This is a genomic window from Micromonospora sp. NBC_00389, assembly GCF_036059255.1.
Lineage (GTDB): Bacteria > Actinomycetota > Actinomycetes > Mycobacteriales > Micromonosporaceae > Micromonospora.
This window is the reverse complement of sequence record NZ_CP107947.1, coordinates 4557193-4583529: the sequence shown is the minus strand read 5'-3', so window position 1 is coordinate 4583529 and position 26337 is coordinate 4557193. Positions and strand designations below refer to the sequence as shown.

Annotated in this window: 24 protein-coding genes and 3 pseudogenes; 14 read left to right on the top strand and 13 right to left on the bottom strand. The window is 69.1% G+C overall.

Features of this window, described 5'->3' with window-relative positions; translation table 11 throughout:
* Positions 1-279 precede the first annotated feature (279 nt).
* The 6 genes from OG470_RS21890 (at position 280) to OG470_RS21865 (ending at position 6071) form a co-directional block, all read left to right on the top strand.
* Positions 280-2460 (top strand): MMPL family transporter, encoded by a 2181-nt coding sequence (locus OG470_RS21890; RefSeq protein ID WP_328414971.1) that lies wholly within the window; start codon positions 280-282, stop codon positions 2458-2460.
* A 27-nt stretch (positions 2461-2487) separates the two neighbouring features.
* Entirely contained in the window at positions 2488-3012 is a 525-nt protein-coding gene (locus tag OG470_RS21885; protein WP_328414969.1) for a hypothetical protein, read from the top strand.
* 134 nt (positions 3013-3146) lie between these two features.
* Complete coding sequence (locus tag OG470_RS21880; protein WP_328414968.1) at positions 3147-3398, top strand: hypothetical protein; 252 nt, start codon at positions 3147-3149, stop codon at positions 3396-3398.
* Positions 3395-4537, top strand: coding sequence for an ISL3 family transposase (locus tag OG470_RS21875; protein WP_328414967.1), 1143 nt, complete (start codon positions 3395-3397; stop codon positions 4535-4537). Before OG470_RS21880 ends, OG470_RS21875 begins: the two co-directional genes overlap by 4 nt.
* Positions 4538-5080: a transposase gene (locus OG470_RS21870; protein WP_328426536.1), complete on the top strand. Its 543-nt coding sequence runs from the start codon at positions 4538-4540 to the stop codon at positions 5078-5080.
* Positions 5081-5867: 787 nt separating this feature from the next.
* A complete protein-coding gene (locus OG470_RS21865) occupies positions 5868-6071 on the top strand; it encodes a hypothetical protein (RefSeq protein ID WP_328414966.1) in 204 nt (67 codons plus the stop codon).
* An 89-nt stretch (positions 6072-6160) separates the two neighbouring features.
* Here OG470_RS21865 and OG470_RS21860 read toward each other — a convergent pair whose 3' ends face one another.
* The 4 genes and pseudogenes from OG470_RS21860 to OG470_RS37320 form a co-directional block, all read right to left on the bottom strand.
* Positions 6161-10861, bottom strand: coding sequence for an outer membrane protein assembly factor BamB family protein (locus OG470_RS21860; protein ID WP_328414964.1), 4701 nt, complete (start codon positions 10859-10861; stop codon positions 6161-6163).
* 35 nt (positions 10862-10896) lie between these two features.
* The gene (locus OG470_RS21855; RefSeq protein WP_328414962.1) at positions 10897-11991 is read right to left on the bottom strand and encodes a HupE/UreJ family protein; all 1095 of its coding nucleotides are present in this window, start codon (positions 11989-11991) and stop codon (positions 10897-10899) included.
* Positions 11992-12217: 226 nt separating this feature from the next.
* A pseudogene (locus tag OG470_RS21850) lies at positions 12218-12469 on the bottom strand (IS630 family transposase); the annotation flags it as partial.
* A gap of 52 nt (positions 12470-12521) precedes the next feature.
* Positions 12522-12917, bottom strand: a pseudogene (locus OG470_RS37320) (hypothetical protein); the annotation flags it as partial.
* Positions 12918-13778: 861 nt separating this feature from the next.
* Here OG470_RS37320 and OG470_RS21840 point away from each other — a divergent pair.
* The 3 genes from OG470_RS21840 to OG470_RS21830 all read left to right on the top strand — a co-directional run bounded on the left by OG470_RS21840 (position 13779) and on the right by OG470_RS21830 (position 15954).
* On the top strand, positions 13779-14600 hold the full coding sequence (locus OG470_RS21840) for a nitroreductase (protein WP_328414960.1): 822 nt from the start codon (positions 13779-13781) through the stop codon (positions 14598-14600).
* Between the two features lie 69 nt (positions 14601-14669).
* Positions 14670-15005, top strand: coding sequence for a DUF1003 domain-containing protein (locus OG470_RS21835; protein ID WP_328426534.1), 336 nt, complete (start codon positions 14670-14672; stop codon positions 15003-15005).
* 802 nt (positions 15006-15807) lie between these two features.
* On the top strand, positions 15808-15954 hold the full coding sequence (locus OG470_RS21830) for a hypothetical protein (protein ID WP_254336939.1): 147 nt from the start codon (positions 15808-15810) through the stop codon (positions 15952-15954).
* Between the two features lie 150 nt (positions 15955-16104).
* Here OG470_RS21830 and OG470_RS21825 read toward each other — a convergent pair whose 3' ends face one another.
* The 4 genes from OG470_RS21825 to OG470_RS21810 form a co-directional block, all read right to left on the bottom strand.
* Positions 16105-16437 (bottom strand): DF family (seleno)protein, encoded by a 333-nt coding sequence (locus tag OG470_RS21825; protein WP_328414955.1) that lies wholly within the window; start codon positions 16435-16437, stop codon positions 16105-16107.
* Between the two features lie 339 nt (positions 16438-16776).
* A complete protein-coding gene (locus OG470_RS21820; RefSeq protein WP_328414953.1) occupies positions 16777-17418 on the bottom strand; it encodes an SRPBCC family protein in 642 nt (213 codons plus the stop codon).
* Between the two features lie 45 nt (positions 17419-17463).
* Complete coding sequence (locus OG470_RS21815; protein ID WP_328414951.1) at positions 17464-18273, bottom strand: SAM-dependent methyltransferase; 810 nt, start codon at positions 18271-18273, stop codon at positions 17464-17466.
* Positions 18270-19871: a radical SAM protein gene (locus OG470_RS21810; protein WP_328426532.1), complete on the bottom strand. Its 1602-nt coding sequence runs from the start codon at positions 19869-19871 to the stop codon at positions 18270-18272. Before OG470_RS21810 ends, OG470_RS21815 begins: the two co-directional genes overlap by 4 nt.
* 792 nt (positions 19872-20663) lie before the next feature.
* Here OG470_RS21810 and OG470_RS21805 point away from each other — a divergent pair.
* Positions 20664-20876, top strand: coding sequence for a dodecin family protein (locus OG470_RS21805; protein WP_328414949.1), 213 nt, complete (start codon positions 20664-20666; stop codon positions 20874-20876).
* Positions 20877-21351: 475 nt separating this feature from the next.
* Here OG470_RS21805 and OG470_RS37315 read toward each other — a convergent pair.
* Positions 21352-21510, bottom strand: a pseudogene (locus OG470_RS37315) (IS630 family transposase); the annotation flags it as partial.
* 125 nt (positions 21511-21635) lie between these two features.
* Between OG470_RS37315 and OG470_RS21800 the strand changes: the two are divergent.
* Complete coding sequence (locus OG470_RS21800) at positions 21636-21791, top strand: hypothetical protein (RefSeq protein ID WP_328426855.1); 156 nt, start codon at positions 21636-21638, stop codon at positions 21789-21791.
* Between the two features lie 300 nt (positions 21792-22091).
* Positions 22092-22481, top strand: a complete 390-nt coding sequence (locus OG470_RS21795; RefSeq protein WP_328414947.1) for a transposase — start codon at positions 22092-22094, stop codon at positions 22479-22481.
* On the opposite strand, the gene OG470_RS21790 is transcribed toward OG470_RS21795, so the two are convergent.
* Positions 22374-23498: an IS30 family transposase gene (locus tag OG470_RS21790; protein WP_328414945.1), complete on the bottom strand. Its 1125-nt coding sequence runs from the start codon at positions 23496-23498 to the stop codon at positions 22374-22376. The genes OG470_RS21795 and OG470_RS21790 overlap by 108 nt on opposite strands.
* A 97-nt stretch (positions 23499-23595) precedes the next feature.
* Between OG470_RS21790 and OG470_RS21785 the strand changes: the two genes are divergently transcribed.
* Positions 23596-24492 carry an IS3 family transposase gene (locus tag OG470_RS21785; protein WP_328414943.1) on the top strand — a complete coding sequence of 299 codons (897 nt, stop codon included), beginning with the start codon at positions 23596-23598 and terminating at the stop codon, positions 24490-24492.
* Positions 24493-24675: 183 nt separating this feature from the next.
* On the opposite strand, the gene OG470_RS37310 is transcribed toward OG470_RS21785, so the two are convergent.
* The 3 genes from OG470_RS37310 to OG470_RS21770 are packed head-to-tail and all read right to left on the bottom strand — an operon-like array spanning position 24676 to position 25769.
* Positions 24676-24966, bottom strand: a complete 291-nt coding sequence (locus OG470_RS37310) for an SRPBCC family protein (RefSeq protein ID WP_442930937.1) — start codon at positions 24964-24966, stop codon at positions 24676-24678.
* Positions 24967-25449, bottom strand: coding sequence for an SRPBCC family protein (locus OG470_RS21775; protein ID WP_328414939.1), 483 nt, complete (start codon positions 25447-25449; stop codon positions 24967-24969).
* Positions 25446-25769, bottom strand: a complete 324-nt coding sequence (locus OG470_RS21770) for an ArsR/SmtB family transcription factor (RefSeq protein ID WP_328414937.1) — start codon at positions 25767-25769, stop codon at positions 25446-25448. The genes OG470_RS21775 and OG470_RS21770 overlap by 4 nt, the downstream gene beginning before the upstream one ends.
* 50 nt (positions 25770-25819) lie before the next feature.
* On the opposite strand from OG470_RS21770, the gene OG470_RS21765 reads away from it, so the two are divergent.
* Positions 25820-26023, top strand: coding sequence for a DUF308 domain-containing protein (locus tag OG470_RS21765; protein WP_328414935.1), 204 nt, complete (start codon positions 25820-25822; stop codon positions 26021-26023).
* Positions 26024-26337: the final 314 nt, after the last annotated feature.

Below are 26337 nucleotides of genomic sequence, written 5' to 3'. Positions count from 1 at the left end.
GCGCCGATGGTACCGGTGGGTCGGAGCGCTGGGATCGGCCCAGCGCGGTAGTCGACTACGTCGAGGCGCGTACGCCCACCCGCCCGGCGGCGTACGCCGCCGGGCGCCTCCCCGGTCCGCACGCTGCGGTCCGCCACGTAGCTGGTCCCGGACGGAATGACGCGCGCCGCCGTACCCGGTGCCGCTTGCCGGGTGACGCCCCGGACCCTGTTCCCGCCGCAGGATCGCATCGCAGGGCAGTGGCGTTCGGGTCTCGATCTGAGGGAACGGGTGGTATCGATGTTCAGCTGGTGGGGTCGCACCGTGGTCCAGGTTCGGTGGTGGGTGCTCGCCGGCGCCCTGGCGCTAGCGGTGGTCGGCGGGGGTTGGGGCACGGGGGTTTTCGGCGCGCTGTCCAGCGGCGGCTTCGACGCCCCCGGCAGCGAATCGGCCCAAACAGCACAACGGATCACCGTGGAGCTGGGCGCCCAGAGCCCCGATCTGGTGGTGCTGTACTCCAACCCCGTCGCCACCGTCGACGCGTCGGGGCTGCGGGATCCGGTGACCGCGACCCTGGCCGCGCTGCGGCAGCGCCCCGAGGTCGCCAAGGTGGTCGACTTCTACGACACCGGCTCGCCGCTGCTGGTCTCCACCGACCGGCACGCCACCTACGCGGCGATCACGCTGCGCGCCACGAGCGACGACGCCAAGCTCGACGCGTACCGGTCGCTGCGGCCGGCGTTGCCCGCGCCCGGGGTCGACACCCAGGTCGGCGGTGTCGTGGCGTTGATGGCCACCGCCGACGAACTGACCGAGCAGGACATCGCCCGTGGCGAGGCCATCGCCATGCCGATCGTCCTGATCCTGCTGGTGATCGTTTTCGGCGGCCTGGTCGCCGCCGGCATGCCGCTGCTGATCGGGATCCTGGCCATCCTCGGCGCGCTCACCACGACACGGCTGATCGCCACTGTCACCGACGTGTCCACCTTCGCGGTCAACAGCATCACCCTGCTGGGTCTGGGCATGGCCATCGACTACTCCCTGTTCATGGTCAGCCGCTTCCGGGAAGAACTCGCCGCCGGCCACGACACCCCGCAGGCGGTTGCCGGGACGATGGCCACCGCCGGGCGTACCGTGCTCGTCTCCGGGGCGACGATCGCGCTGGCCCTGTCCAGCCTGCTGATCTTCCCGCAGATCTTCCTCCGCTCGATGGGCATCGGCGGGATGGCTGCCGTGCTGGTCGCCATGCTCGGCGCGCTGACCGTGCTCCCCGCCCTGCTGGCCATCCTCGGCCCGCGCATCAACGCTCTGCGCGTACCGGTGCCGTGGCGCCGCCGGCACCCGGCGGCGTCCACTGTGCACGGTGGCTGGGCGAAGCTGGCGCACGCGGTGATGCGCCGCCCGCTGCCATACGTGGTCGCGGTACTGGCGGTGCTCGCCGCGCTGGCGCTGCCGTTCGGGCATGCCCGCTTCGGCGGCGCGGACGAGCGGGTCCTGCCCCCCGGCACGCCGGCCCGGGTCGTCGCCGAACGGATCGCCACCCAGTTCCCCGCCGGTGCTACGACCGGCCCGATCCAGGTGCTGATCGAGGCGGCCTCCAGCGCGCAGGTGGCCGATGTCGTCGGCCGCGTCCGGGCACTGCCTGGCGTCACTGGCGCGCAGGTCGCCGCCAGCCGCGGTGACACCACCCTGGTCGTGGTCAGCTACACCGGCGAGCCGACCGGCGACGTCGCCTACGACACGGTCCGGGCGATCCGCGACCTGCCCACATCCGTGGGAGTCCAGATGTTGGTCGGCGGCCGTCCGGCCCAGGACATCGACCTCGTGGCCAGCCTGGCGTCCCGCCTGCCGTGGATGGCCGCGATCATGGCCGCGGTCACGCTGGTGCTGCTGTTCCTCGCGTTCGGGTCGCTGCTGCTGCCGGTCAAGGCGGTGCTGATGAACCTCGTCTCCATCGGCGCATCGTTCGGTGCCGTGGTGTGGGTGTTCCAGGACGGCCACCTCGCCAGCTGGCTCGGCTTTACCCCGACCGGATACCTCGAACCCAACCTGCCCATCCTCATCCTCGCCGTCCTCTTCGGACTCGCCACCGACTACGAGGTGTTCCTACTCTCCCGCATCCGCGAACAGTGGGACGCCACCGGCGACAACACCACCGCCGTCGCCACCGGCATGCAACACACCGGCCGGATCATCACCGCCGCCGCGCTGCTGCTCGTCATCGTGGTCGCCGGGTTCACCGCCGGACAGGTCGTGTTCGCCAAACTCATCGGCGTCGGCATGATCACCGCGATCGTCGTGGACGCCGCACTGGTACGCACGCTCCTCGTCCCGGCCAGCATGCGCCTACTCGGCCGGTGGAACTGGTGGGCGCCCCGCCCGCTGGCAGCCCTGTACCGCCGCTACGGCATCGGTGAAGACCGCACGCCGAAAGCCCAGTCTCACCCGGCAGCCCTTGCGGACGCCGGCGAGCCCCGCTGACACCTCCACCACCGAAAGGGATATCCCATGGTCCTGCGTCCACGGGAGCACATGCTGCTGCTCACCATCCACGTCACCGCCACCGTCGCGGTCCTCGGCGCCGACCTGGCCCTGCTCGCCCTCGGCATCGCCGGCCTGCGCGGAACCGACCCCCGCACCGTCTACCCGGCCGCACACTTGGTCGGACAGTGGCTGGCCGCACCCCTCGCGGTCGCCAGCCTCGCGAGCGGCGTTCTGCTAGCCGCCATCACCACCTTCAAGCCGTTCCGCCACCGGTGGGTCACGATCAAAGGCAGTATCACTGTGGTCCTCACCGGCCTGCTGCTGGCCGTGCTCGTACCCGGCCTCGGCCGCGCCGGCGACGCCGTGACCGCAACCCCGCCGGACCCGGTCACGCATACCCAGCAGATCCTGTACGTTCTCGCGCCGGCCGGCGCCGCGGTCCTACTCGCCGTCAACGTGGCCCTGGGCATGTACAAGCCGCGCCTACGCCGGCAGGTAGCTCACGAAACACACTCGGCGGCCGCCGCACCCTTGGTCACTGACCCGTGACGGGTCCCCGGTCAGCAAGGCCGGTGGTCGTCGGCGGCGCCCCGGGCTTCACGTGGGACCAGTTCGACGGCTAGTGGAGATCTCGCCTGCCCAAGCGGTCAACTCCTTGCGGGATCGGCAGAGGCGACCGCTGCGTGAGCATGCCAACCGACCCGACCGGCAGTGGTGTGCCCCCAGCAGCCAAACAGCACCTGGCCGGTCCAGCGCGGAGTCGTTCTGACAACTTCGCTGGCGCCGAAGAGGTCACCGAGCAGGACGCCCTGCTCAACGCGTTCGCGATGAGATCTGAGTTCCAGACCGTGGGACAAGCTCCGACGCTTAGCAGGCGCAGTGCAGAGATGTACATCGATCAGGCGGCTTCGTCGATGGCTGTCGACGACGGGTGAAAACTGGATCTGGATCTGGCCCACTTTCCGTGATCGGGATTGACCCGGATCGGGGGCGCCAAGTCCACTGTGTAGGGTTCGTCGTGCGATCGGCTGATCTTGTTGCGGTCCTGCCTCATCTGGCACCTGTCGTGGTTGAGCGAGTGGATCGGCAGTCGGCTGGCCTGCGGATATGGGCGCGAGCGCGAGCCCGTCGTGTGGCGTGTACCGGTTGTGGGCGCCGGGCCCGGCGGGTTCACAGCCGCTACGAACGTCGACTCAGCGACGCCGCGGTGGCTGGCCTGCCGGTGGAGATCCGGTTGCGGGTCCGCCGGTTCTTCTGTGACACGGTGCGCTGCCCGGTCCGTACGTTCGCCGAGCAGGTCACCGGGTTGACCTGCCCATACACTCGGCGTAGTCCGTTGCTTCGTCAGACTCTGGAGAAGATCGGGGTGGCGCTTGCCGGTCGCGCGGGTGCCCGGCTGGCCGACCGTCTCGGCCTGGTGACCAGCCGCAGCAGCGTCCTGCGGCTGGTCCGCGCCCTGCCCGACCCGCCGGTCCGGACGCTCACCGCGGTGGGCGTGGATGACTTCGCCCTGCGCCGAGGCCACCGCTACGCGACGGTACTGGTTGACGTCGACACCCGCCGGCCGGTCGACCTGCTACCCGACCGGGAAGCGGCCACCCTCGCCACCTGGCTGGCGCAGCATCCGAGCGTGCAGGTCATCTGCCGAGATCGCGCCAACGCCTACGCCGAGGGCGCCCGCACCGGTGCGCCCCAGGCTATCCAGGTGGCCGACCGGTGGCATCTGTGGCACAACCTCGCCGAACACGTCGAGAAGACCGTCGCCCGCCACCACCGCTGCCTCACCATCGCGCCGCCGCAGCCCGCACCGACGGCCACGGCGGACCCGACCCAGGTTGCCGTCGACGCCACTGCCCAACGGGCAGAGCAGGGACTGTTGGTGCCTCGAACCCGGCGCCGTTACGAACAGGTTCAGGCGCTATGGGCTGAGGGCCACAGCATCCGGGAGATCACCCGGCGACTCGACCTCGCCCGCGGCACCGTGCGCCGCTTCGCCCGCGCCGGCAGCGTCGATGAACTCCTGGCCAAACCTCGCGCCGGCCGGCCCAGCATCCTCGATGACCACCTCGACTAACTGCATCAACGCCTCAACGCTGGCATCACCAACGCCACCCAACTGTTCGCCGAGATCCGCGTCCGTGGCTACCGCGGCAGTGCCACCACCCTGCGCACCTACCTGCAACCCCTACGAACCGCCGCCACGCCACCACCAACCCGGCCCCGGCCGCCGAAAGTCCGCCGGATCACCGCCTGGCTGCTGCGCCACCCCGACACACTGCACCCCGACGACCAGGCCGGCCTCGCCACGATCCGCGCTGCCTGCCCGCACCTGAACGCTATCGCGGACCACGTCAACGCATTCGCGAAGATCCTCACCGGCCGCCACGGGCACCGCCTCAACGCCTGGATCACCGCAGTGACCGCAGACGACCAACCCGACCTGCACTCATTCATCGCCGGCCTGCGCCGCGACCACGACGCCGTCCTCAACGGCCTGACCCTTCCCTACAGCTCCGGCGTCATCGAAGGACACGTCAACCGCATCAAAATGATCAAACGACAGATGTATGGCCGCGCGAACCTCGACCTGCTCCGCAAGCGAGTCCTGCTGAGCTGACCGGGTCAAACCCGATCACGGAAAGTGGGCCAGATCCAGATCCAGTTTCCACCCGTCGTCGACATTGATAGCGGAACCGGCGGGTCCTATGTGGCCATAGAGGTGCAGCAGGGCCAGCGCCGATGCCGGTAATCGAGGATGCCCACCGCGCTTACCAGCCCAGACAAACGCGGAGGGTGACTTGACGCACCTCCCCCGCGGCGACTTCTTGGCAATCCAGCACGAGTCCACATCTGAGCCAGGGGCGCCATGAGGGGTCGCGTTCCCGATCTTGCCGCCAGTGAAGATCGTCGTCGACCAGAACGCCCACCAGGCACCTGCCCAGCCTCTCGCAAGAGGCCGGTTGGAGACCTCGATCCGGCGCCATCAACGCCCCTGCTCCCAAACTGCTCCCAATTTAAGGGGCAACAGCGGAGAAGCCCGTTACCGGGGGTTCCGGTGACGGGCTTCCTACCTGCATATATTAATGGTGGGCGATACTGGGATCGAACCAGTGACCTCTTCGGTGTGAAACAGGACGCTGCACCGGCTCTGAGCTGCGAAAGCGGAGACCCGAAGGTCATGGCGGGTGCACTTGAGTACTGTTCAGTGCCGTTGGGCGCTGTTCAACGCCGTTCAGTGCACCCGGTCGCTCCCAAACTGCTCCCCGGTCTCGGGCCGCGACGCCGGCGGCAGCTGATCGGTTGGCGTCTCTTGTCGCGCAGGCCCGCGCCCATGTCGGGTGGGGTTCCGTGGTGCCGGATCCGCTGCTGCAACCGACGCGCTGCCTAGGGTCATCGGATCCCCCATGCTCCCGATCCGCTCCCCGGCACCCGTCAACCGGCTCACCGAGGGCATGTACGTCTCGACAGCTGATCTGACATCTGTTGGGCAGGCCTACGCCCGTGTGGCCGCCGGTGTGCGCCGCTGGGCCCTCGTGGGAACGCCGCTGGCCGCGGGGCAGTCGCTCACGATCGGCCCGCGCACCATCGTGGTGATGCAGTCCACCTGACGCGACCGCCGCATTGTTCTGGCGGCTCGGCGCACGGGGCCGGCCCGGCTGGAGTCCAGGCCGGCCCCGTGCGGTGGGGTGCATGTGCGTTACGGCGCGGGGACGCCGTCGAGGATGCCCACCGCGTCGGTGCCCGGGGTGACGACGAGCTTGTGAGTGAGGGTGTACGAGCCACCCGCCGGCACGTCGACGTTGAACCGACTCATCACCCAGTTGCCCGCGGCGTAGACGTCGAAGGCGCTGGCCGGCGTACCGTAGACGAGACCGAAGACCTGCGGGTCGGTCCCGGTCATGCCGATGTACGGCTTGGTCGGGGCGTACGCCGCCGTCGCACCCGGCGTCACGATGCCGGCGCCCGGGATGACACTGGCCTGGCCGGCCGCGTCGTGGTCCATCGCGTCACCGGTCCACACGTTGAGCGGAGCCGAGCCGGAGTTGCTCAGCTCCGTCGAGACCGTGGCGAAGTTGTCGCCCGGCTTCAGCGTGTACGTCGTCGTCGCCGTCAGACCAGTGAAGCCCTTGACCGGCCCGGACACCCGGACGACGGCCTTGTCGCCGGTCGCCTGGACGATCTGGACGTCGGTCGCCGCCACCGACCGGTTGTCCCACGCGCTATCGCCGGTCGGCTGGGTCGCCGAGACGTAGGGCAGGTTGATCCAGTCGAACTGGTCGGCCATACCGCGGACGGCGATGTCGACCGGCTTGCCGCGGGTGCCACCGGAGAGCTGCGAGTCGTTGTAGGCATCGGCGATCGCCATCGAGAGCTTGTCGTTCTCGAGCATGACGTCGCCGTAGCCCGCCTCGACCAGACCCGAGCCGATCTGCTTGCCGTAGCTCGCCTCGACCGTGACCGGGCTCAGCGCGACGTCGGCGACGCCGCTGCCCACCGCCGGCACGGTGACCGTGCCGGTGGCCGTCTGATAGCCCAGCTTGGACACCCGGACGTCGTACTGACCGGTCGGGGCCTTGACGAGGTACTTGCCCTGGGCGTCGGTGCTCGTGGTCGCGACCACCGTGCCGGCCTGCTCGAGGGCGACCCGGGCACCGGAGACGGCGGCGCCGCCCGCGGTGATCGTGCCGGCCGCGCGAGCGGCGTCCGGGACGGCCGCGTCGTGCAGGTCGATCTCGTCGGCCCACTTCGCGACGTTGCGGGTGGGGTCGCCACCGGCGGTCGCGTAGTCGGTCAGGTGGTAGAAGCTGAACTGCTTGGTCGCACCGGGCGCCATCGTGGCGTCGTAGTAGAGACCCTCGACGTAGCCGTACGCGCCGACCGCGGTCGGCATGTCCAGTGCCCACGCGAGACCGTGGGCGGCCTGGCCGTTCGTGGTGGCCGCGTCAGCACCGACGTAGACGTAGTTCCCGGTCCAGCCCGAGGTCTTCAGACCCGGGTTGATGCCGCTGAACCCGGGGATCCGGCCGTTGTCGAGCGAGCTGTCGGGGTCGATCATGTAGTTGAAGTAGCCCTGGTAGCCCGTCGTGCCGGTGTTGGTCAGCTTGACCGTCATCTTCACGATCGGAGCGTCGGGCAGGGTCTGGTAGCGGACCTGCGCCTTGATGGCCGGGTTCGCCCGGTACTGACCGTTGCCGACCACGGCAGCGCCGTCGACCGCGAGGTCGGGCAGGTCGAGCTGGTCGTTCGGCCGGTCCCACGAATCGGGCGGCGTGAGGCTCGGACGCAGCAGCATCTCGCCCCAGTCGAGGGTTTCGGCGCCGTTGGCGTCGTTGAGCATGAGGTCCGACAGCGCGCCCTGGCCCAGACCGCCGACGCCGTTGTTGCCGGCGGCGTACGGCGTCACGGACGCCCGGATCTTGTCGTTGGCCAGGTAGTAGTACTCCTTGCCCGTGACGACGTCCGTACGCGTGCTGCCGTTGCCGTAGTCCGGCGCGTACGTCGACTTGCCGGCGACCGGGTGGGTCACCTTGAGCAGCTTGAGGTCGGCCGTCGCGTTGCCGGTGGTGCCGACCGTGACGCTGGCCGCCGAGCGGTCGTCGGCGATCAGGCCGCGCTTGGCCGCCGTGACGGTCCAGGTCGACCCCGGCAGGCCGATCCGGTAGTGGCCCTGGGCGTCGGTGCTGGTCACCGCGGTGTCCTGGCCGGCGGCGATGGCGGTGACCTTCGCGCCGGCGATCGGAGCGCCCGTCTGCGGGTCGCTAACCGTGCCGGTCACGGTCGCCCAGCGCTGCGCGGACTCGCCGCCCGGCACGTAGGCGTAGAGGTTGCCGTCCCAGGCGCCCGTCACGACGGTGTTGCCGCTGACGGCCGGGCCGGCGCCCACCCAGGTGCCGACCTCGTGGCTCCACAGGAGCTGGCCGGTGTCGGTGGCCAGGGCGTAGAACTTGCCGTTGTTGGCGCCGACGAAGAGCGTGTCGCCGGCCACGACCGGGCTGGACATGACGCCACCGTGGTAGACGTCGCCGGGCAGCACCCGCTCCCAGAAGACGTTGCCGGTCTGGGCGTCGAGGGCGACGACGGCGCCGCTCGGGAAGCCCATGTAGACGACGCCGTCCTTGACGGCCGCGGCGCTCGGGGTCGAGCCGCTCGAGACGAGCGAGGAGCGCGCGCTCCGGTAGGTCCACAGCGTCGCGCCGGTCTTGGCGTCACGGGCGGCGATGCCGTTGTTGGCGCCGATGAAGACCTTGCCCTCGGCCGCGGTCGGTACGCCGTCCTGCCAGCTGCCGAGCGACTCGGCACCGGTCCACTTGCGGGCGCCCGTGGCCAGGTCGTAGGCGAGCACGCGGTCGGCGGTCTGGTTGCCGATGTATACGGTGCCGTTCATGACGGCCGGGGTGCCGTCGCTCATCTGGTTGCCGGACATCGGCGAGGCCCAGATCTGCTCACCGGTCTTGGTGTCGAGCGCCTTTAGGACGCCCTGGCTGCCAATGCCAAAACGGGTCTGGTAGGGCCAGAGCACGGTGTGGCCGGAGACGGCCGGCGAGTAGTAGCCGTAGGCGCGCTGGTTGTTCGGGGCCGGCGCCTGCTCGGGCACGGCCTTCCAGCGCAGCTCGCCGGTCACCGCGTCCACGGCGTAGAGCTCCGAGCCGAGGGTCGGCGCGAAGATCAGGCCGTCGCCGTAGGCGAGGCTGCCGTGGATCGACTGCGGCACCTCGAGGTTCCACAGCTCCTTGCCGTTCTTGAGCTGGACGGCGTGGATCCGGCTGTTGCCGTCGCCGTTCTCGTCGCGGGTGCCCGCGTAGACGACACCGTCGTGGATGACCGGCGACCCGGTGAGGAAGCTGCCGTCGGTGCGGAAGCTCCAGGCCAGGCGGCGGCCGGCCTCCTGCGCCGGCGCGACACCGGAGTGGGCCTCGTTGCCGTGGTGCTGGTCCCAGTCACCGCTGGCGACCGGCTCGAGCGCCGGCTCGTCGGTGAGGGTGAAGTCCGCCGACTTGGTCCAGGTCTTGCCCGCCGCGTCTACCACCTTCACGTCGATGCTGTGCTCACCGACCGTCTGCAGGCTGTCGGGCAGGTTGCTCTGCCAGGTGAACTCGCCGCTGTGGTGCAGCGGCATCCAGTTCTTGTCGCCGGCGATCCGGTAGCGCGCCGAGACGACCTCGTCGCCGGTGTCGTAGGCGTTGATCTGGATGCCCGGAAACTTCGCGGCTGGCACCTTCGAGCCGGGCGCGGGGCTGACGATGGTGAGGCGCTCGTTCTCGCCGTACATCCGGAACGGGTTGTCGAAGCCCGGACCTGCCATGTGGATGTAGCGGAAGCCGCGGGGCGCGTTGTCGATCGTGTAGGAGCTCGACACGGTCTGGATGTGCTTGGCGGTCGAGGCGAACGCCGAATGGTTCTCGACGTGGTTGGAGTGCTCGTGGCCGACCAGGATCAGCTGCGCCTTGTAGTGCTCGAGCACGTCACCGAAGGCGTCGTACGTCGACGGCGAGCCGAACGGGACGTTCATCGGCTGGTGGGTGAGGACGACGACCTCGATGTCGTTGGTCGGGTCGTCGTCGAGCGGAACGCTCGCGGCGAGGTCGTCCTTGAGCCAGTCCAGCTCCTCGTCGAACGGCGCCGAGCCGTTGTTCTCGAGCACCACGAAGTGCCGGTTGCCGTAGTTGAACGAGTACCACTCCGGACCGACGTTCTTGCGATAGTTGTCGATCTTGTCCGCGTACGCCGAGCCGCTCGCGTACTCGTGGTTGCCGACGGCCGGCCACACGCCGACGGCCGACTGCTGGGTGCCGCGACGATACGTGTCGAACTGCCCCTGGCTGGCGTCGTTGGTGAGGTCACCGCTGACCGCGATGAAGCGCAGGTCGGTGCCCGTGGAGTTAATCTCGCGGATCTGGTCGGGCAGCTGTGCGTTGACGTGCGGGTCGGCGACGTTGGCCCAGGAGAAGGTGTCGCCGTCGGAGAGGCCGTCACGGACGAGCGCGAAGTCCGCGGTCGGCGTGGCGTCGTCGGCGAGCTGGCCGAGGTTGGCCCAGAACCTCGGCTCCTTGTACTGGTCCAGGCCGAACCGGTAGCCCCGCGGCTGGCCGGCCCACACGATGTCCGTCTTGCGACGGTCGGTGGAGATCGTCAGCGAGTAGGAGCCGTCGGCGGCGGTCGTGGTGGCGACCACGCCGTCGGAGACGCGGACGCCGGCCAGACCGGCCTCGGCGTCGTTCCGAACGCCGTCGCCGTTGGCGTCGACGTACACGACGCCACTGACGGTGGCCTCCGGCGGGTCGATAGCGTACGCCGCGTACGACGCAAGCGGGCCCGCCACGACGCTGGCGGCGAGCCCCAGCGTAGTGGTGTACAGGACGACGCGCAGGCGCGCGCGTGTCCAGGTGAACGCGGACATCGGGATCCTTCGGGATGGGGGGCGGGAGATGAGTGTCAGGTCAGGAGCGGCGAACGTTCGACGAACCAGACCAGACCGGCACCAGCGACGGCGACGGTCGCCGCGACGGTGCCGAGCGTGAGAGCGCGAGCGGCGACCGGCTTGGTCACGGCCCTGCGCAGGAACAGCAGCGCCGGGAAGGAGAGCGCGATGATCGCCAACTGAACGAGTTCGATGCCGACGTTGAAGGAGACCAGGTCGGCCAGCGTCGAGGCCGACAGCGGCCCGTCGACGCTGAGCGCGCCCGCGAAGCCGAGCCCGTGCAGCAGCCCGAAGCCGAAGACCACGGGCAGCCGGTGGCTCGTCCTCGGCGAGAGCAGATTGTCGACCGCGACGAACGCGATCGACAGCGCGATGAGCGGCTCGACGATCCACCCGGGCACGCTGACCCAGCCGACCGCGGCCAGCACCAGGGTCACCGAGTGCGCGACCGTGAACGCCGTGGCGACCTCGACGACGTCGCGCAGCCGCTTCGCGCCCAGCAACAGCGCCAGCAGGAACAACACGTGGTCGAGCCCGAAGAGCAGGTGCTCCGCCCCGAGCCGGACGAACCGCGGGATGTCGCTGAGCAGAGCGGTGTGCCCCACCGTGACGCTGGTGCGGGCGGAGTCGAGCAACGTCGAACCGCGGCGACCGTCGATGTCGTAGGCCACCATAGTGGTGGTGTCGTCGACAACGCCGTCGGAGACGCGGAAGATGTCGCTGCGGACGGTGAGCGCCCCGGACGCCGCGCAGCCGTAGGCGAGCGCGACCTGCACCGCGCCGGAGTCGGCGAGTTCGACGCGGGCGTCGTCCTCAGCGGTGCACCCGATCGAGCCGCGGCTCAGCCGCAGCCGCTCGCCGACGTACGCCGCCACGTCGCTCGCGTGCGCCTCCAACGACCTGCGCCGCACCTCGGTCGGCACCTCGGCGGCCGCGCCGTCCACGCCGACCGCGTCCGGGCTCAGGACACCGTCGAGACTCAACAGCCGGGCGAGGACGTCGTACTCCACATCTACGACAGCCACGACGCCGCTGCCCTGGCTTCGCAGGTCGACCGCGACCGAGGTCGCACGGACGTGCGCCTGCGCGGGAGCGGCGACGACAAGCATGGCAACAAGGGCAGCGAGGAACGGCAGTAGACGCACAGGCAAGCACTTTGCAGTGCTCACTCCACACCCGGCAACTCACGACGGCCCAATTCACCGAAGCTTCCGCTGCCGGTCACCACCGGCCGAAAGCCGGGCTTCTAAGCGCCGAAAGCCGGGCTTTGGGGCCCGGCTATGAGGCCCGCGTACGAAGCCGGGTGAGCCCGGCGGCGATCCCGACGCCCGACATCTAGTGTGCTGAGTCGTTGGAAGCCTTATTGATCCGGGCGCAGTAGTTGGCGAGGTTGTCGAGGATCTGGTCGGCGGTTTTGGTCCAGACAAAGGGTTTCGGGTCGTTCCATGCCGCGATCCAGGCGTTGACGTCGTCTTCGAGGGCTTTGACGCTGCGGTGCGTGGAGCGGCGGAGCTTGCGGTTGGTCAGTTCAGCGAACCAGCGTTCGACCAGGTTGAGCCAGCTCCCGGAGGTTGGTGTGAAGTGAACCGCCCCGGGTTTGGCAGGGCCGCTACCAAACCCGGGGCGATTCAGTCAGGCCGGCGCCGGCGATCGAGTGGTAGAAGCCGGCGAACGGGCCCTTGGCGGCGGTTCCCAGGAACCCCTCCGTCGGGCTGCCACCGTTGACCCAAGACTTCGCGGCGGTCGTCTCGTGTCCCAGGCCGAACATCTTGTCCAGGAACGCCCATAGGAAGATCCAGCCCAAGGCGAGCCGGATGCCCGCGAGCAGATACCGGACCGCCGCGCTCAGGTGTGGGCCGACCTCGGTCCTGGGGGTCGGCGCCGATCCACGGCCACCGTCGGTGGCGGTACCGATCGGCCTGACCTGCTCCCCTGCGGGCTGGTGCCCGGCAACGTCCGGCACCAGCGGTGCCATGCCGGCGCTCAGCACGGATGTGTGTACGGCGCTGTCGTGGTCCTTGGCGATGTAGGCCATCGCGCTCACATTCCTTCGATGCTCATCGAGCAGTCCCACGACGCGAACGGCCGTGTGTGAGTCACGCGGTCGGGCCGGCGAATCGGTGCCACAACCGGGCGGCCGGCCGTGCACAGCGCGGTGCGACAGCAACGGGATCTGGTCGGCTCGTGGGCGGGTCGACGGCGGCGGGCGGTCAGCCACCGGGGGCCCGAGCGACACCCTCACCATACGCGCAGTCAGCGGGAAAGGCTTCGCGCTGACCGGGGGCGAATCAGCCGGGCTGGTGGGGAAGCGGGTTCGATCCGATCATCGCCGCCTGCGGTGTGGGAGCGGTAGGCTGCGGGTGTCGCTCGGGACCCCGGTGGCTGACAGTCCACCGCTGGTGCACACGCCCTCGGTTAAGGCCCCGATGACGGCCCGATCCCGTTCTGGGAAGCAATTGCGGCGCTGCCTCGCGGACCACTCCTGCCGCAGGCCTCGCCGGTCGCGCCGGGCGGGATGAACCGATGCCGCCAACCGCTGGGCCTCGGGCCGCGCCCGTTATGAGCCGAGCGAGGTGGGTGACCGGCATCGCCAGACGACATAGAGATCCACGAAGGGACGCTGTCGTGCCGACCCAGACTCAACCGACCGACGCTCGGGCCGTGATCCAGGCGCTGGTCGGAGCAGCAACCGTGGCGGGCTACGCGCCGTCGATCCACAACACCCAGCCGTGGCGGTGGCGGGTGGGCGGGACCCGGTTGGACCTCTTCGCCGACTGCGCCCGGGCGCTCGCCGTCACGGACCCTGACAGCCGGCTCGCGACGCTGAGCTGCGGGGCCGCTCTGCAGCACGCCCGGATCGCCCTGGCCGCGCAAGGCTGGCGCCATCGTGACCCGGATGCCGGATCCGACCGACCCCGGCCATCTCGCCCGCCTGCGCGTCGTCGGGCGGGCGCCGGTCGAACTGCGGGCGGTCCGCCGTACGCACACCATCCGGCTGCGCCACACCGATCGCCGTCCCGTCACCGGCCCGGCGGTCGGACCCGACGACCTGCGCGCCATCACCGCCGCGGTGCAGGCCGAAGGAGCGTGGCTGCACATCCTGCGACCCGACCAACTGCTGGACCTCGCCGCCGCCGCCAGTCACGCCCAACAGGCGGAGACCGCCGATCCGGCGTGGCAGGCGGAGCTGGCGTGCTGGACCGGTGGCACCCGACCAGCGGGCACCGGTGTTCCCGACGACACGATTCCCCTCCGTGCTCCGCAGACGACCGTGCCCGGCCGCGACTTCGGCCACCACGGCGACCTACCGGTGAGCACCGGGCACGACCGCATTGCCGTGTACGCGGTGCTCTACGGTCCCAATGACCAGCCAGTGGACTGGCTGCGCGCGGGTGAAGCCCTGTCGTCGGCCTGGCTCACCGCGGTCGAGCTCGGGGTGTCCGTCCTGCCGCTCAGCGCCGCCGTCGAGATGGCCGGCACCCGCCAGTCGATGCGGCGGCTGGCGGCCGACCTCGGTCATCCGTACCTGGTGCTGCGACTGGGGATGCTCGACACCGACGACGTCGGGCCGCCGCACGCGCCGCGACTGCCCGCCCAGCAGCGCATCGACCGGCCGACGCCGAAGGCATCTCGTCCCGGCCGGGCTGAAGACGACAGGCCCTCCGGGCCGAAGGGTGGCGGCCGACATGACCCCGCATCACCACCGACACCCCGCTGACCAGTACCGGCACGATCACCGCACGTCCGGACAACGCCTGGCCGACTCGGTCACCTCGGTGTTCGGGTCCTGGCGGTTCATCTCGTCCAGACCGCTGTCGTCGCGGTCTGGATAGCCATCAACGTCGTCGCCGTGCTGTACCGATGGGATCCCTACCCGTTCATCCTGCTCAACCTGCTCTTCTCCACCCAGGCCGCCTACGCCGCCCCGCTGATCCTGCTCAGCCAGAACCGCCAGGCCGACACCGACCGGGTCAAGGCCGAACACGACTACCAGGTCAACCAGCTCGCTCTGCAGTACCTCATCGCCTGGCACCGCGACACCCACGGGGCAGACTGCGACTGCATACGCCACGCCGAACCGGTCGTCCACGGGATGCTCACCGCGCTCGCGCGCGACTTGTGATGCGGCATGTCCGGGGGCACGAGGCGATCGCGCACGCCCTGCGCCCACCCTTGACCCCTCGCCGGGAAGCGCACGGGGTGTGTCTGATGGGTCGTGTCACGGACCTGAACCCCACAAGCCAAGCGCAGGCGGAGATAGCGGCGCTGCCCGCCTGCGCCGCGGGCAGCGGAGGTATGGCGAGCGGCCTGCCGGTCATCGTGGACATGCGATCGGCCAACGTTCACTGAACGCCGCTGCAGACTCACGTCTGCGCATGGAACCGGTTGGCTGCAGCGCACCCACGTTCAACGCGGCCGCCGATGAGGGAACGCAACGACCCCCAAGAGCACCAAGCGCGCCAGGCCGAACAAGCGTACGATCGAGTTATCCCGGAATCGACGACATCCCACTCCTGAGGTGCCAGCCACACCGGCCCTACCCCAAGGGGATGTCATGTCCGTCAATCGCACCCGAAACGCACCGGCAGACCCGGCCACCACAGCGCCGCCGCGGGCCGCAGCAGGCCCCACCAGCCAGGTGCCCCCCACCCTGGCGAGCGCCGCCTGGATCAGCCGCGCGAACAGCCTGCCCGGGACGTGTGGAAGACCGACGGGGACAGCCTGGCTGCCATGATTCCGACCGACCGGCGGACCGGGCCCCGATCCTGGGCGCGTGGATCGGAACAGTGATGGCAGCAATGACGGAAGCAGCCACCCGTGTCAGCGTCGGGCGCCGGTTTGCCGCGCACCCATCCCCGCCCTCACCCGACTCCGGCGAACGCCCCGCCGCCGGCACGAAGATCCACGATAGGAAGGAAACCAGCATGGCAACCATGGTCGACCGCATCCGTACATTCCTGCACAACCCGCAAGGACAACGGCTCACCCGCCAAGCGCGTGAGCAGCTCAACAAGCCCGACAACCAGCAGCGGCTGCGGAAGCTTGCGCAACGACTCCGGCGACGCGGGTGACTCCCGGCGAGCCCGTCAGATAGCCAGAGCGGCGCTGTTGCGTTGCCGGATCGATGAACGCGTTGTACCCGGGTGGGGGCCGAGATCAGATCGCCTGGGCGCCCGCGTCGAGCAGCGCACGCAGCCGCGTTAGATCGATCCGGGCAACCATCAGCCGGCCGCCAAGGCGGACTGCCGGCGCTGCAGGGCGGCCAGGATCCACTGATCGGGCGGGGTGCCGCAAACGCCATCCTCGGTGGGGTAGAGCCGGCACTGCAGGCCGTAATCCGTGCGTTGCGCGGCCGTTGTGTCGACGTCCACGCCGTCGATTCGCAGCGTCGGCGATCCGAGGAAACCGTGTGCCTGGGCGTCGACGTCAGTCTCCACCGCGCGCTCGTGGATCGGATCATCCACCCCAGCGGTGTCGAGCAGCGCCCGCAGATGCGGCACGAAGCCCTCGTGGTTCGGGCAGCCGTCGAAGTACAACACCTCGATCACGCTCATCCGTCCTTCCTCCCCGGCAGGCCGAACGGCAGCAGTCGGTGTGCGGGTAGACGACCTGGCCCTGCGGCAGCCGATGGCCCTGGTCGGCCGGCTGCATGTCCACCCCTCCAGGATAGGTCTTTGAGGGGGCGGTGGCGGCGATGGCGGTTCATCTCGGCCGGTGACAGGTCGCAGAGGATGTCGACTTCAGCCATACACCACGGTTTGTCCTGGTCCGCCGTCACTCGTTCCACGGGCGGCACTCCGGGCCATCCGGACGCCAAGCAGGCGTGCCGGACCGGTTACCCGGCGACGGGAAGGTCACTGGTGGGCGGCGTGGCGGCGTCCACCGCAGGATGGTCATTCCGTCTGGCCGGCGGTGGGGTCTTTGGTGGCCGTGCCGGAGCGGTCCCCCGGGGAGGTTGTGCGCCGCAGCGCGTGCCGGCGTTCGGCCTCGGACTTCACCGTGGCGAGCGAGTCGGCGACCGTCGCCTCCCATCGCCGTGCGACAACCGCCGCCCACCCGGCACCCAGCGCCCAGCCATCGGTGCCCATCTCGCCGGTGTACTCCAGTCGGGTGTGGCCGCCGTCGTCGGTGAGGGTGAAGCGTTCCCGTACGTGCGGCACGGGGCCGCGTACGAGGCGGAAGTCGACGGTGTTGGGGCGGGTGAAGGCAACCGTCTCGATCGTCTGGGTGACCAGACCACGGCCGACCGCCGTACGGTGGGCGGCCAGGACCATCCCGTCACCGCGTTCCAGCACCTGGATCTTCTCCTGCTGGGCCCGGGTGGCCCGGCCGAGGTACGGCTGGGCGATCACGTCGAAGACCAGCTCACGGGGCGCGGCGATCTCGAACACCTGCGGCCCGAGCGCACGTGTCCGCCGGCCGATGCCGAGATCGAGGGTGAGCCAGCCGGTGACCAGCCCCAGGTACCCGACCGCGCCGGCCGCTGCCGCGGTCATGGCCGCCAGGGTCCAGCTCGCGCGCAGCGGTCCTGCCATGATCGTCTCCAATCTCCTGTCCGGTGCCGGAGCACCGGTTTCGCGTCAACGCGGTTTTATGGCCGTCAGCAGCGCGTAGCCGAGAACACCGTCGGCGACCGCGGCGCGGGCGGCGGCCAGCACCGCCGGGGCGCGTGCGAAGTCCACGCCGAGGGCATCGGCCCGCGCTCGGGCAGTCATCCGCACGACGGTGAGGCGGGCCTCGATCTGATCGATCATCGCGGCGATCGCGTCGTCGTGGCGTTCGGTGTGGGTGACTGTCAGCCCCGCATCGGTCAGCAGGGCGGCGTACTCGTCGAGGGGGCGCGCGTCGGCGACGCACGCGATCCACGCCCCCATCCCGGTCAGCTCGGGCGGGAGCCGGTCGGGCTCAACGGTGACGTCGGTGATCCCGACCCGGCCGCCCGGGCGGAGCACCCGGGTCAGTTCGCTGGCGGCTGTGGGCTTGTCGGGGAAGGTGCAGAACGCGCACTCGCACACGACCGCGTCGACCGACTGCGCGTCGACGGGGAGCCGCTCGGCGTCGCCTACCCGGAACCGGGCCTGGTTGCCGAGGCCGGCGGACTGCGCCGCGCCGGTGGCGAGCGCGACATTGGCACCGGAAAGCTCGACACCGGTGACATCGACACCGCACTCGGCCGCGAGCGTCAGCGCCGTGGTGCCCCGACCGCTGGCCACGTCCAGGACCCGCTCGCCGGCGCGCAGGGCGAGCCGATCGGCCAGCCGGCGGGTCAGCGCCAGGCCACCGGGGTGGTAGGAGTCGTCCAGCAGCAGCGCCGCCACGTCGGAGCCGTAGGTGGCTGCACAGCACGCCTTGGCCTGCGCCGCCGCGGCGGGTTCAATTGTCCGGTTCACCGGATGCGCCTCCCCACGTTGGTGGTGTCACGCGCCACGCCCCGTTGATCATTGCCCGCGGCGTTGGTGGTGGTGTGGCGGGCGATCTTCGACCCGTACGGTGAGTTGCTCAGCATCGGCTGCAATCCGACGGCGTTGGGGACGACGTCGGCGACCGGGACGCCGGACATGTGCTCGCGGACCTGTTCTCGGTAGCCGACGGAGTTGTAGGCGCAGAACGGGATCAGCCGGCCGTCGGGGGTGATCTCCTCGACGCAGCACTTCATCAGCTGCTTGACATTGAGCGTGTACGGATCCTGGAAATCCTGAATGACGATCATGAAGGCTCGGTCGGTGAGATTCGCGGTCGCCTCGGGCAGGTTGACCCCGCAGGCGTCGGCGCAATCGAGGGCCGCCGCCGCGGCGGCGAGTTTCTCGTTGGTGGTGTCGGTGCCCATGAACGCCGAGGCGGACCACAGCTTCTCCAAGACCTCGCGGATGGCGTCGTCCGGCACCACTCGGTTGGAGACGTAGTCAAGGTAGTCGGCGACGTTGAGCAACCTGGGGATCGGTACCACGCCGAAGTCCGGGCTGCCGGGAGCGCCGTCGGTGAGCAGGTACGTGATCGACCGGCAGGTCGGGAAGCAGCAGGGTACGGGAAAGAAGTCGCTGGCGCGGAACCAGCCGGGTAGCTGGGCGACGATCCGGTGGATGATGTCGGAGTTGGTCAACCGGGTCAGTGGGTCGAACTCGACGTGCCGGCCGGAGTGGGTGACCGGCTGGAACGACACGCTGCGCACCGCTGGATGGGTCAGCCCGTACTCGATGACCGCGCCGAGCTCGTGCTCGTTGAGGCCGCGCTCCACGGCAGCGACCAGGGTGACGGTCAGACCGGCCGCGGCACAGTTGTCCAGGGCGCGCTGTTTGATCTCGCGCAGGTCCCGGCCGCGGATCTCGCGGTGGGTGCGCTCATCAAACCCGTCGAACTGCAGGTAGATGTTGACCGCCCGGCCGGGCCGGTTGCGCTCGCCCAGAGCGTCAACGAAGCGTTTGTCGCTGGCCAGCCGGATACCGTTGGTGTTGAGGTTGACCGCCTTGATCGGGCGGACCTGCGCGGCGTCGATGAACTCCAGGACCTGCTTGTGGATGGTGGGTTCGCCGCCCGAGAACATCACCACCTCGGCCTCACCCTCGGCGGCCACGAACGCGTCGAGCATCCGTTCGCACTGCTCGAGGCTGATGGAGTAGCCATCGGGCTGGTGGCCGGAGTCGGCGAAGCAGATCGGGCAGTCCAGGTTGCAGCCGGTGTTGACCTCGATGATGCCAAGGCAGGCGTGCTGCTTGTGCTCCGGACACAGCCCGCAGTCGGACGGGCAGCCCTCCTTGACCTCGGTCTGGAAGGCCAGCGGGATCGTGCCCGGCTTGTTGAACCTGGCAGAGTCCACGTACATCTGCGCGTCGCCGTACACCAGAGCCTCGAACTGGCCGTGCTCGCGACAGCACTTACGCAGGTACACCCCGCCGTCCCGGATGTTGACCTGCGCGTCCACGACCACCTTGCACACCGGACAGATCGACTTGGTGTACTCGACGAAGATCTCATTCCGGTCCCGCTTCACCGGCGCTGAGGCGGCCGCGAAAGGTGTGGCGGCTGGTTCGACAGCGGTCATGGGCGACACTCCTTGTGAATGGCAATGGCGATGGTCCGCTTGTGCCGGGGTTGGCCTCGCTCAAGCCGACCACACCGTTGCCGGTCGCGCTTAGGTATCCGGCGCTGCGCGTGACGCCGGTCGCGCCCGGCATGGGCGACCCGATGCGACGCCAAGGCTGGACTGGCTCAGCGCTGACCCAGTCCTGGCCTCAGCCCTGGCGCGGGTGCCGTCGGCCTGATCAGGGTTTACCTGGCCGGCTGATCTCACTCCGGTCCTGCTGGCTGAGGAGGCACCGACGAGCACGGCCACGAGCTTGATCAACCCGTTGTTGCCGGTCTTGTGAATCGAGGCCTGCGACGGCGAGGGCACCTACGCGGCACCGACACGAACATCCGCCTCGCCTCCGGCCGCCGCTCTACCCGAACCTTCTCGTTGGGGCGAGCAGAACTCACATCAGCAACGGCAGCAGGCAGCGTGGCCGTTGGTCGTGCCTTGATCGTCGCCTCGTCATGCGCAGGACCGCCACTAGCGGCTTCGATACCCTCCACCGGTCTGTGCGGGACGAGACGGACAAGTCCAGAACTCAGGCGGATCTCGCCGAAACAACCGACGACCCGCGTACCGGCATGCACGACACGAGCACGGCTGGTCCGTGCTGCGCGGGTTTCGGCAGCGCGCGTAGCCGATTGGGAAGGAATGCCTCGGGCGCGGCAGCCACCGCCTACCGTGTAAGAAGGATCCGCGAACAGGGAGCAGCCAATGGCCGGCACAGTCGCTCGCGTCACCGAGATCAGCGCAACGTCCGATTTGAGCTTCGAGGACGCCATCATGATCGGCGTCGCCCGCGCCAACCAGACGTTACGGAAGGTGACCAGCGCCTGGGTCAAGGAGCAGCGGATAAACTTCGATGGCGCGGGAACCGCGACGGGCTACCAGGTGAACCTGCTGATCACATTCGTTCTCGACACATAGTGATCTCCGCCCGATCCGGTAGCCCGAGGAAGGCTCTGATGCCGGCGCTGTTGCGTTGTCGCCGGGCGCCTCGCTGGTACTCGTTGATCATGCCACCGAGGACTCGGCGGCGCCGTATCGGGGCGTCGATCGGGATGACGACGGCCGGATCGTGGTCCGGTGGGTGTTGGACGAGGCTCTGGTGTGGACGATGGCCGTTGAACTGGGCCGTATTCGTCGAGCACGGTGCGGGCGTGGCGACGTTCCTATACCTCGACGTTCCACGACCTCAAGAATGTTGATGTGCGTGGATGATTGATCGTCGTGGGGTGCGGGTTTGGGCATGAGGGCGTGCCGGTGGTGCCGAGTGTCGCCTCGGTGGGCGCCGTTCTCCAGTCGGGGGTGGTTGCCGCAGCCCTTCCGCCGCGGGCAGGTCCGCGCGCAGCGTGGTGACCTCCCCACAGGGCACCAGGACCTCCTTCTCGTTCCAATTGGCGACCCACGAGCGGACGTCGGCTTCCAGTGCCTGCACGGATTTGTGGGTGCCGCGGCGGATCATCTGGTCGGTCAGGAAGCCGAACCAGCGTTTCACCTGGTTGATCCAGGACGAGCTGGTCGGGGTGAAGTGCCGCGAAACCATGCCCTCGGGGCGTCGGTGCCGCCTGGCGTTCCCCTTCGCCCATCACACCGACGCTGCGTACAACTTCAGGCACATGTGCACCGAGACCCGACTTCGACACGTTCGTCGAGCGTCACGGCGGGCCCGGCGACGGCCAGGTGGTGGCCGGCGGCGGGGAAACCGTCGTCTGGCGGGCGTGCCTGTACGAGATCACGCCCGAGTTCGCCCACCGGCGGGGACGCGACCTGCGGGTGTACCGGCACCGCCCCGACTGCTGCGAGGCGCACGGCCGGGGCGCCGACGACCGCTGCGAGTGACCAGTTCGATCTGGCTACCGTGTACCGGACGGCGAGCAGGGCTGCCCAAGTGCGCCCTGCTCGCCCGGTCGTGCGCCATAGGCGATCAGTACATCGTTCCCGCTCCCGGCGCGCGGGTAACGACTGCCAGATGCCTCCAGGTAAAACTCATCTGCGGCGAGTCGACCGGGATCCGCTCGTGCTGGTATCGCTCGCCGTGCTGGCGCCTAACGGCTCTCGAGTGGGCCTGCCCCGTTTTGACGGACATCCAAGATCAGGGGACCTGGGGTCTCCGGGAGGGTGTCCATCATCATGGAGAGCATGGGGAAGAAGCGGCCGCGGCCTCGCCGGTCGTTCACGCCGGAGTTCAAGGCCGAGATCGTCGAGTTGTGCCAGCGCGGTGACCGCACGCTTCGACAGGTCAGCCAGGATTTCGACCTGACCGAGACCGCGGTGCGTGACTGGGTCAAGCAGGCCGACCTCGATACCGGCACCCGCACCGACGGGCTGACCAGCAGCGAACGAGACGAGCTCGCGCAGCTGAGGCGGGAGAACCGCAGGCTGCGCGAGGACGTGGACATCCTCAAGCGGGCGACCTTAGGTTCAAAGAGTCAAGGCAACACACTGGGCTGGGGTGCGGTAACCGAGGCATTTGCGGGGCCGGTTGTTCAGTCGTGCGGCCAGGGCGTCGAGGTCGGCTTGGCCGTGTAGGCCGAGATCGGTGCCTTTCGGTAGGTATTGGCGGATCAGCTTGTTCGTGTTCTCGTTCGTGCCGCGCTGCCAGGGGCTGCGCGGTGCGGCGAAGAAGACGTCGACGCCGGTGGCCTCGGTCAGCAGCCGGTGGCCGGCGAGTTCCATGCCGCGATCCCAGGTCAAGGTGCTGAGTAGGCGGGGATCCATCAGCGAGAACGCCTGCTGAAGAGCGGGGATGACAGTCGTGGTGTGCCGGCTGGGCAGGGCCACCATGGTCAGGTAGCGAGATCTTCGGTCGACCAGCGTCGCGACCTGGCTGTTCTTGGCGCCGACGATGAGATCGCCCTCGAGGTGGCCCAGTTCGGTCCGTGCGTCGGCGGCGTCCGGTCGTTCCTCGATCGGCCGTGCTCCGGTGATCTGGGAGCGCCACTGGCCTTTGACGGTGTTGCGCTTGTTTTTTCGGATGGGACGGCCCGTGCGCAGCTTGGTGCACAGCTCTCGCGGAATCATTTTCCACCGGGTCGTGTAGATCGCACGGTAGATGCTCTCGTGGCTGATCCTCATCAACGAGTTGTCGGCGTGGGTCAGCCGCAGGTGGCCGACGATCTGCTCCGGGGACCACTCGTTCTCCAGCAGCTCGATTACCAGCTGGCGAAGCACCGGGTTCTCCTGCAGGGCGGACGGTTTCGGGCGGCGGGTCTGCTCCTGAGCACGTTGCTCGGCAGCGACTGCCCGGTATTTCCCTCGGCCGCCGTTGCGGGCCACCTCTCGGCTCACCGTCGATGATGGACGGCCGATCGACACAGCGATCGAACGCAGCGAGGCACCGGCCTCAAGACCGCGAGAGATCGATTCCCTCTCTTCCGCGGTCAAGCGGTCCGCCCGACGTACCCGCTCGGCCGGCGCGATGCCGCCATGGTGCTTCAGCACCGTGAAAACGGAGCCCGGCGGCTTGTCCAAGGCCCGGGAGATCACGCTGATGGAGTCGCCGTCGCGCCACCGCCGCCACAAGTCCTCTTTCATCGCGTCCGACATGCCAGGCCGACCCATTCGCGCCACAAGTCACCCATCTACCAGCACCGTTGCATTGACCACCTGAATCTAAGACGGCTTTCTTCGCGAAGGAGACCCGGTGAACGTGCACCCGTTCATCGAGGCGGAGCAAGCCGGCAAACACAACGTCAAGCGTGCGTGTGAGCTGCTCGAGGTCTCCAGGTCCGCCTACTACCAGCGCAAATCCGGCGTCCAGTCTGTTCGCGGGCGCCTTGATGCCCAGCTCACCGAGAAGATCATCCAGGTCCATGCGGTGTCGAAGGGCACCTACGGGGCGCCACGGATCCACGCCGACCTCGCCGACGCCGGCATGCGGCACGGCCGTAAACGCGTCGCCCGGCTGATGCGCGCCGCTGAACTGGCCGGTAAGAGCCCTCGCCGGTGGCGGGCCACTACGATCCCGGACCCGAACGCCGGCAGACGCCCTGACCTGGTCGGGCGTGATTTCAGCACCGATCCGGCTGCGGTCGATTCCCGCTGGTGCGGGGACATCACCTACATCAACACCTGGCAGGGCTGGCTCTACCTGGCCACCGTTATCGACCTGGCCTCACGCCGCATCGTCGGCTGGGCCATCGCCGACCACCTCAAAACCGACCTGATCGACGCCGCTCTCACCGACGCCCTCATGCGGCGCCGACCCAAGTCTGGGCTGGTCTTCCACTCGGATCGCGGCTGTCAATACACCAGTGCCCAGCACGCCCGCCTCGCGCAACGTCACGGCATCCGCCTGTCCGTCGGACGGCGCGGGCAGTGCTGGGACAACGCGGTCGCCGAATCGTTCTTCTCCACCATCAAGACAGAACTCCTGCACCGCCAGCCATGGCCCACCCATCAAGCTGCCCGCCAGGCCATATTCGAGTACATCGAAGGGTGGTACAACACCCGCCGCCGGCACTCGACCCTGGGCTACCTCAGCCCCGCCGCCTTCGAAGCCACCGGTTCGCACCTGCTACCAGCGGTCCAGGCAGCCTGACTAAGATCAACACATCGACCCTGTCCGTCGAAACGGGTCAAGCCCAGAGTCGCTGCTTCAGTGTCGCGAGGTTGGTCGGCATCTCCTTGCGTGCTTCGCGGCGGACGATGAGCGGGACGAGTAGCTTGCCGATGCCGTGGCCCTGGAAGTCGACGGCGATGGTGAGGCGGGATCGGTGGGCGGTCAGGGGTTCGACGGTGACGTCGACGATGGCCCTGATGGGGTCGGCGTTGCCGCGGACGCCCAGGTCGTGGGTGGGTTGATGTGCACGACTTCGGCGGTGCTGGGACGGTTGGCGCCGCCGATGCGCCGGGTGGTCTGGCACCGCGCTCCGACGGCGGGGGTGCCCGGCTGGTCCATGTGGCCGTCGATGACACCTTTCTGCCACTCGTGGAAGCGGGTCGGGTCGGTGGCGTAGGCGAACACGTCCTCCGCCGACCGGTCCACTTCTGTAGTGGCGGTGATCGGCGGCATTCAGCTGCCCTCGGTGAACAGTGCGGCGTACCGGGTGAGGTACAGCGGCCATCCCTGGTCGTGGGCGACGCCGTCGCTGACGGCCTGCCAGCCGGGGCCGTGCCGGTCGAGGTGGCGGTGCTCCAGTTCCACCCGAGTGCGGTCTGGGGTTTCGGCGATGAACTTGACCTCGACCTCGCTGGTGTTGTCCGGGTCGGTCTCGATCTGCCATTGCGGGCTGATGTCCCAGCTGAACACGACGCGGTCCGGTGGCTCGTAGGCCAGCACCCGCGCCCAGCGGCACTCGCGGCCGTCGACGCTCCGGTCGTAGATGTGTCCGCCGACCTTCGGTTCGAACACGGTCTCGGCAATAGCTGCACCGAGGAGGTTGTGCTCCGGCGGTTTGAAGTCGCCGAACCGCTCGGTGAACACGGTGAAGGCCCGTTCGATCGGTGCCTCGACGACGATGTGCCGGCGCACCACGACTTCAGCTGCTTGGGTCATGACCTCTCCTCGGTCGGTTGTTCGGCGACGTCCTGGTAACTGTCCAGCGCGCGGTTCCAGTACGTCTCGAGCTGATCGCGCAGCGCGGCCACGCCCGCCGGGTTGAGCCGGTAGACCCGGCGGGTGCCGGCAGCGCGGTCAGTGACCAGTCCGGCGTCCTTGAGCACCTTGAGGTGCTGGGATACCGCTGGCCGGCTGATCGGCAGCGCCTCGGCGAGCTCGCCGACGGCCCGCGGTCGTTCGGCCAGGCACGCCACGATGGCGCGCCTGGTGGGATCTCCCAATGCGTCCCAGCCGTCGCCAGCATGGTAAGTAGCCACGAACGGTAAGCTACGGCTTACGGCGTTTCCGGTCAAGGAGGCCGCTGCTGGTGCGGCGGCGCCGGTGGCTGCTCGCCGTGGTCGGGATCTTGTCGATCGTCGCCGGCGTCCTTCTGCTGCTCCGCCCCGACGTCGGCGCAGTGGCCATAGCACAGGTTATCGGCGCCTACGCCATCGTGGCCGGCGTGCTGATGCTCGCCGAGGCGTGGCGACGCCGCCGCACTGCAACGAACCCTTCACGCACCGCTCGCTAACACGAACACCACCTGCAGTCCCGGACATGCTCTCGCCGGCGCGGACGCGGTCGGCCCCTTCGAGCGATGGGTGGGGCTGGACCTGTACGACCCGGAGACAAGGGCCGGCTGGCTACGGCGGCTACCGGCGAGGCGATGGTGTGCTGGCCGCGGGCTCCTGGTTCATGGTCGTCGGGCAGGTGCCGCTCGACGATCGGTGGAAGTCCGACCGTTGGCATTGCCGCCCGTCGGCGACGGCGAGGGAGGCGGCGTGGGCCGCCGTTGGCCGATGTATCGCGGGCTTCTCCGAATCTGAACAAGGGTCCTTCGATGTG

What these genes read in the sequence shown, in the direction of transcription:
- OG470_RS21840 (WP_328414960.1), top strand. Translation starts at nt 13,779, where the DNA reads ATGCCGGATCCGACCGACCCCGGCCATCTCGCCCGCCTGCGCGTCGTC.
- OG470_RS21855 (WP_328414962.1), bottom strand. Translation starts at nt 11,991, where the DNA reads ATGCTTGTCGTCGCCGCTCCCGCGCAGGCGCACGTCCGTGCGACCTCG.
- OG470_RS21820 (WP_328414953.1), bottom strand. Translation starts at nt 17,418, where the DNA reads ATGGCAGGACCGCTGCGCGCGAGCTGGACCCTGGCGGCCATGACCGCG.
- OG470_RS21890 (WP_328414971.1), top strand. Translation starts at nt 280, where the DNA reads ATGTTCAGCTGGTGGGGTCGCACCGTGGTCCAGGTTCGGTGGTGGGTG.
- OG470_RS21865 (WP_328414966.1), top strand. Translation starts at nt 5,868, where the DNA reads ATGCTCCCGATCCGCTCCCCGGCACCCGTCAACCGGCTCACCGAGGGC.
- OG470_RS21860 (WP_328414964.1), bottom strand. Translation starts at nt 10,861, where the DNA reads ATGTCCGCGTTCACCTGGACACGCGCGCGCCTGCGCGTCGTCCTGTAC.
- OG470_RS21885 (WP_328414969.1), top strand. Translation starts at nt 2,488, where the DNA reads ATGGTCCTGCGTCCACGGGAGCACATGCTGCTGCTCACCATCCACGTC.
- OG470_RS21805 (WP_328414949.1), top strand. Translation starts at nt 20,664, where the DNA reads ATGGCCGGCACAGTCGCTCGCGTCACCGAGATCAGCGCAACGTCCGAT.
- OG470_RS21775 (WP_328414939.1), bottom strand. Translation starts at nt 25,449, where the DNA reads ATGACCCAAGCAGCTGAAGTCGTGGTGCGCCGGCACATCGTCGTCGAG.
- OG470_RS21825 (WP_328414955.1), bottom strand. Translation starts at nt 16,437, where the DNA reads ATGAGCGTGATCGAGGTGTTGTACTTCGACGGCTGCCCGAACCACGAG.
- OG470_RS21795 (WP_328414947.1), top strand. Translation starts at nt 22,092, where the DNA reads ATGGGGAAGAAGCGGCCGCGGCCTCGCCGGTCGTTCACGCCGGAGTTC.
- OG470_RS37310 (WP_442930937.1), bottom strand. Translation starts at nt 24,966, where the DNA reads ATGCCGCCGATCACCGCCACTACAGAAGTGGACCGGTCGGCGGAGGAC.
- OG470_RS21790 (WP_328414945.1), bottom strand. Translation starts at nt 23,498, where the DNA reads ATGTCGGACGCGATGAAAGAGGACTTGTGGCGGCGGTGGCGCGACGGC.
- OG470_RS21830 (WP_254336939.1), top strand. Translation starts at nt 15,808, where the DNA reads ATGGCAACCATGGTCGACCGCATCCGTACATTCCTGCACAACCCGCAA.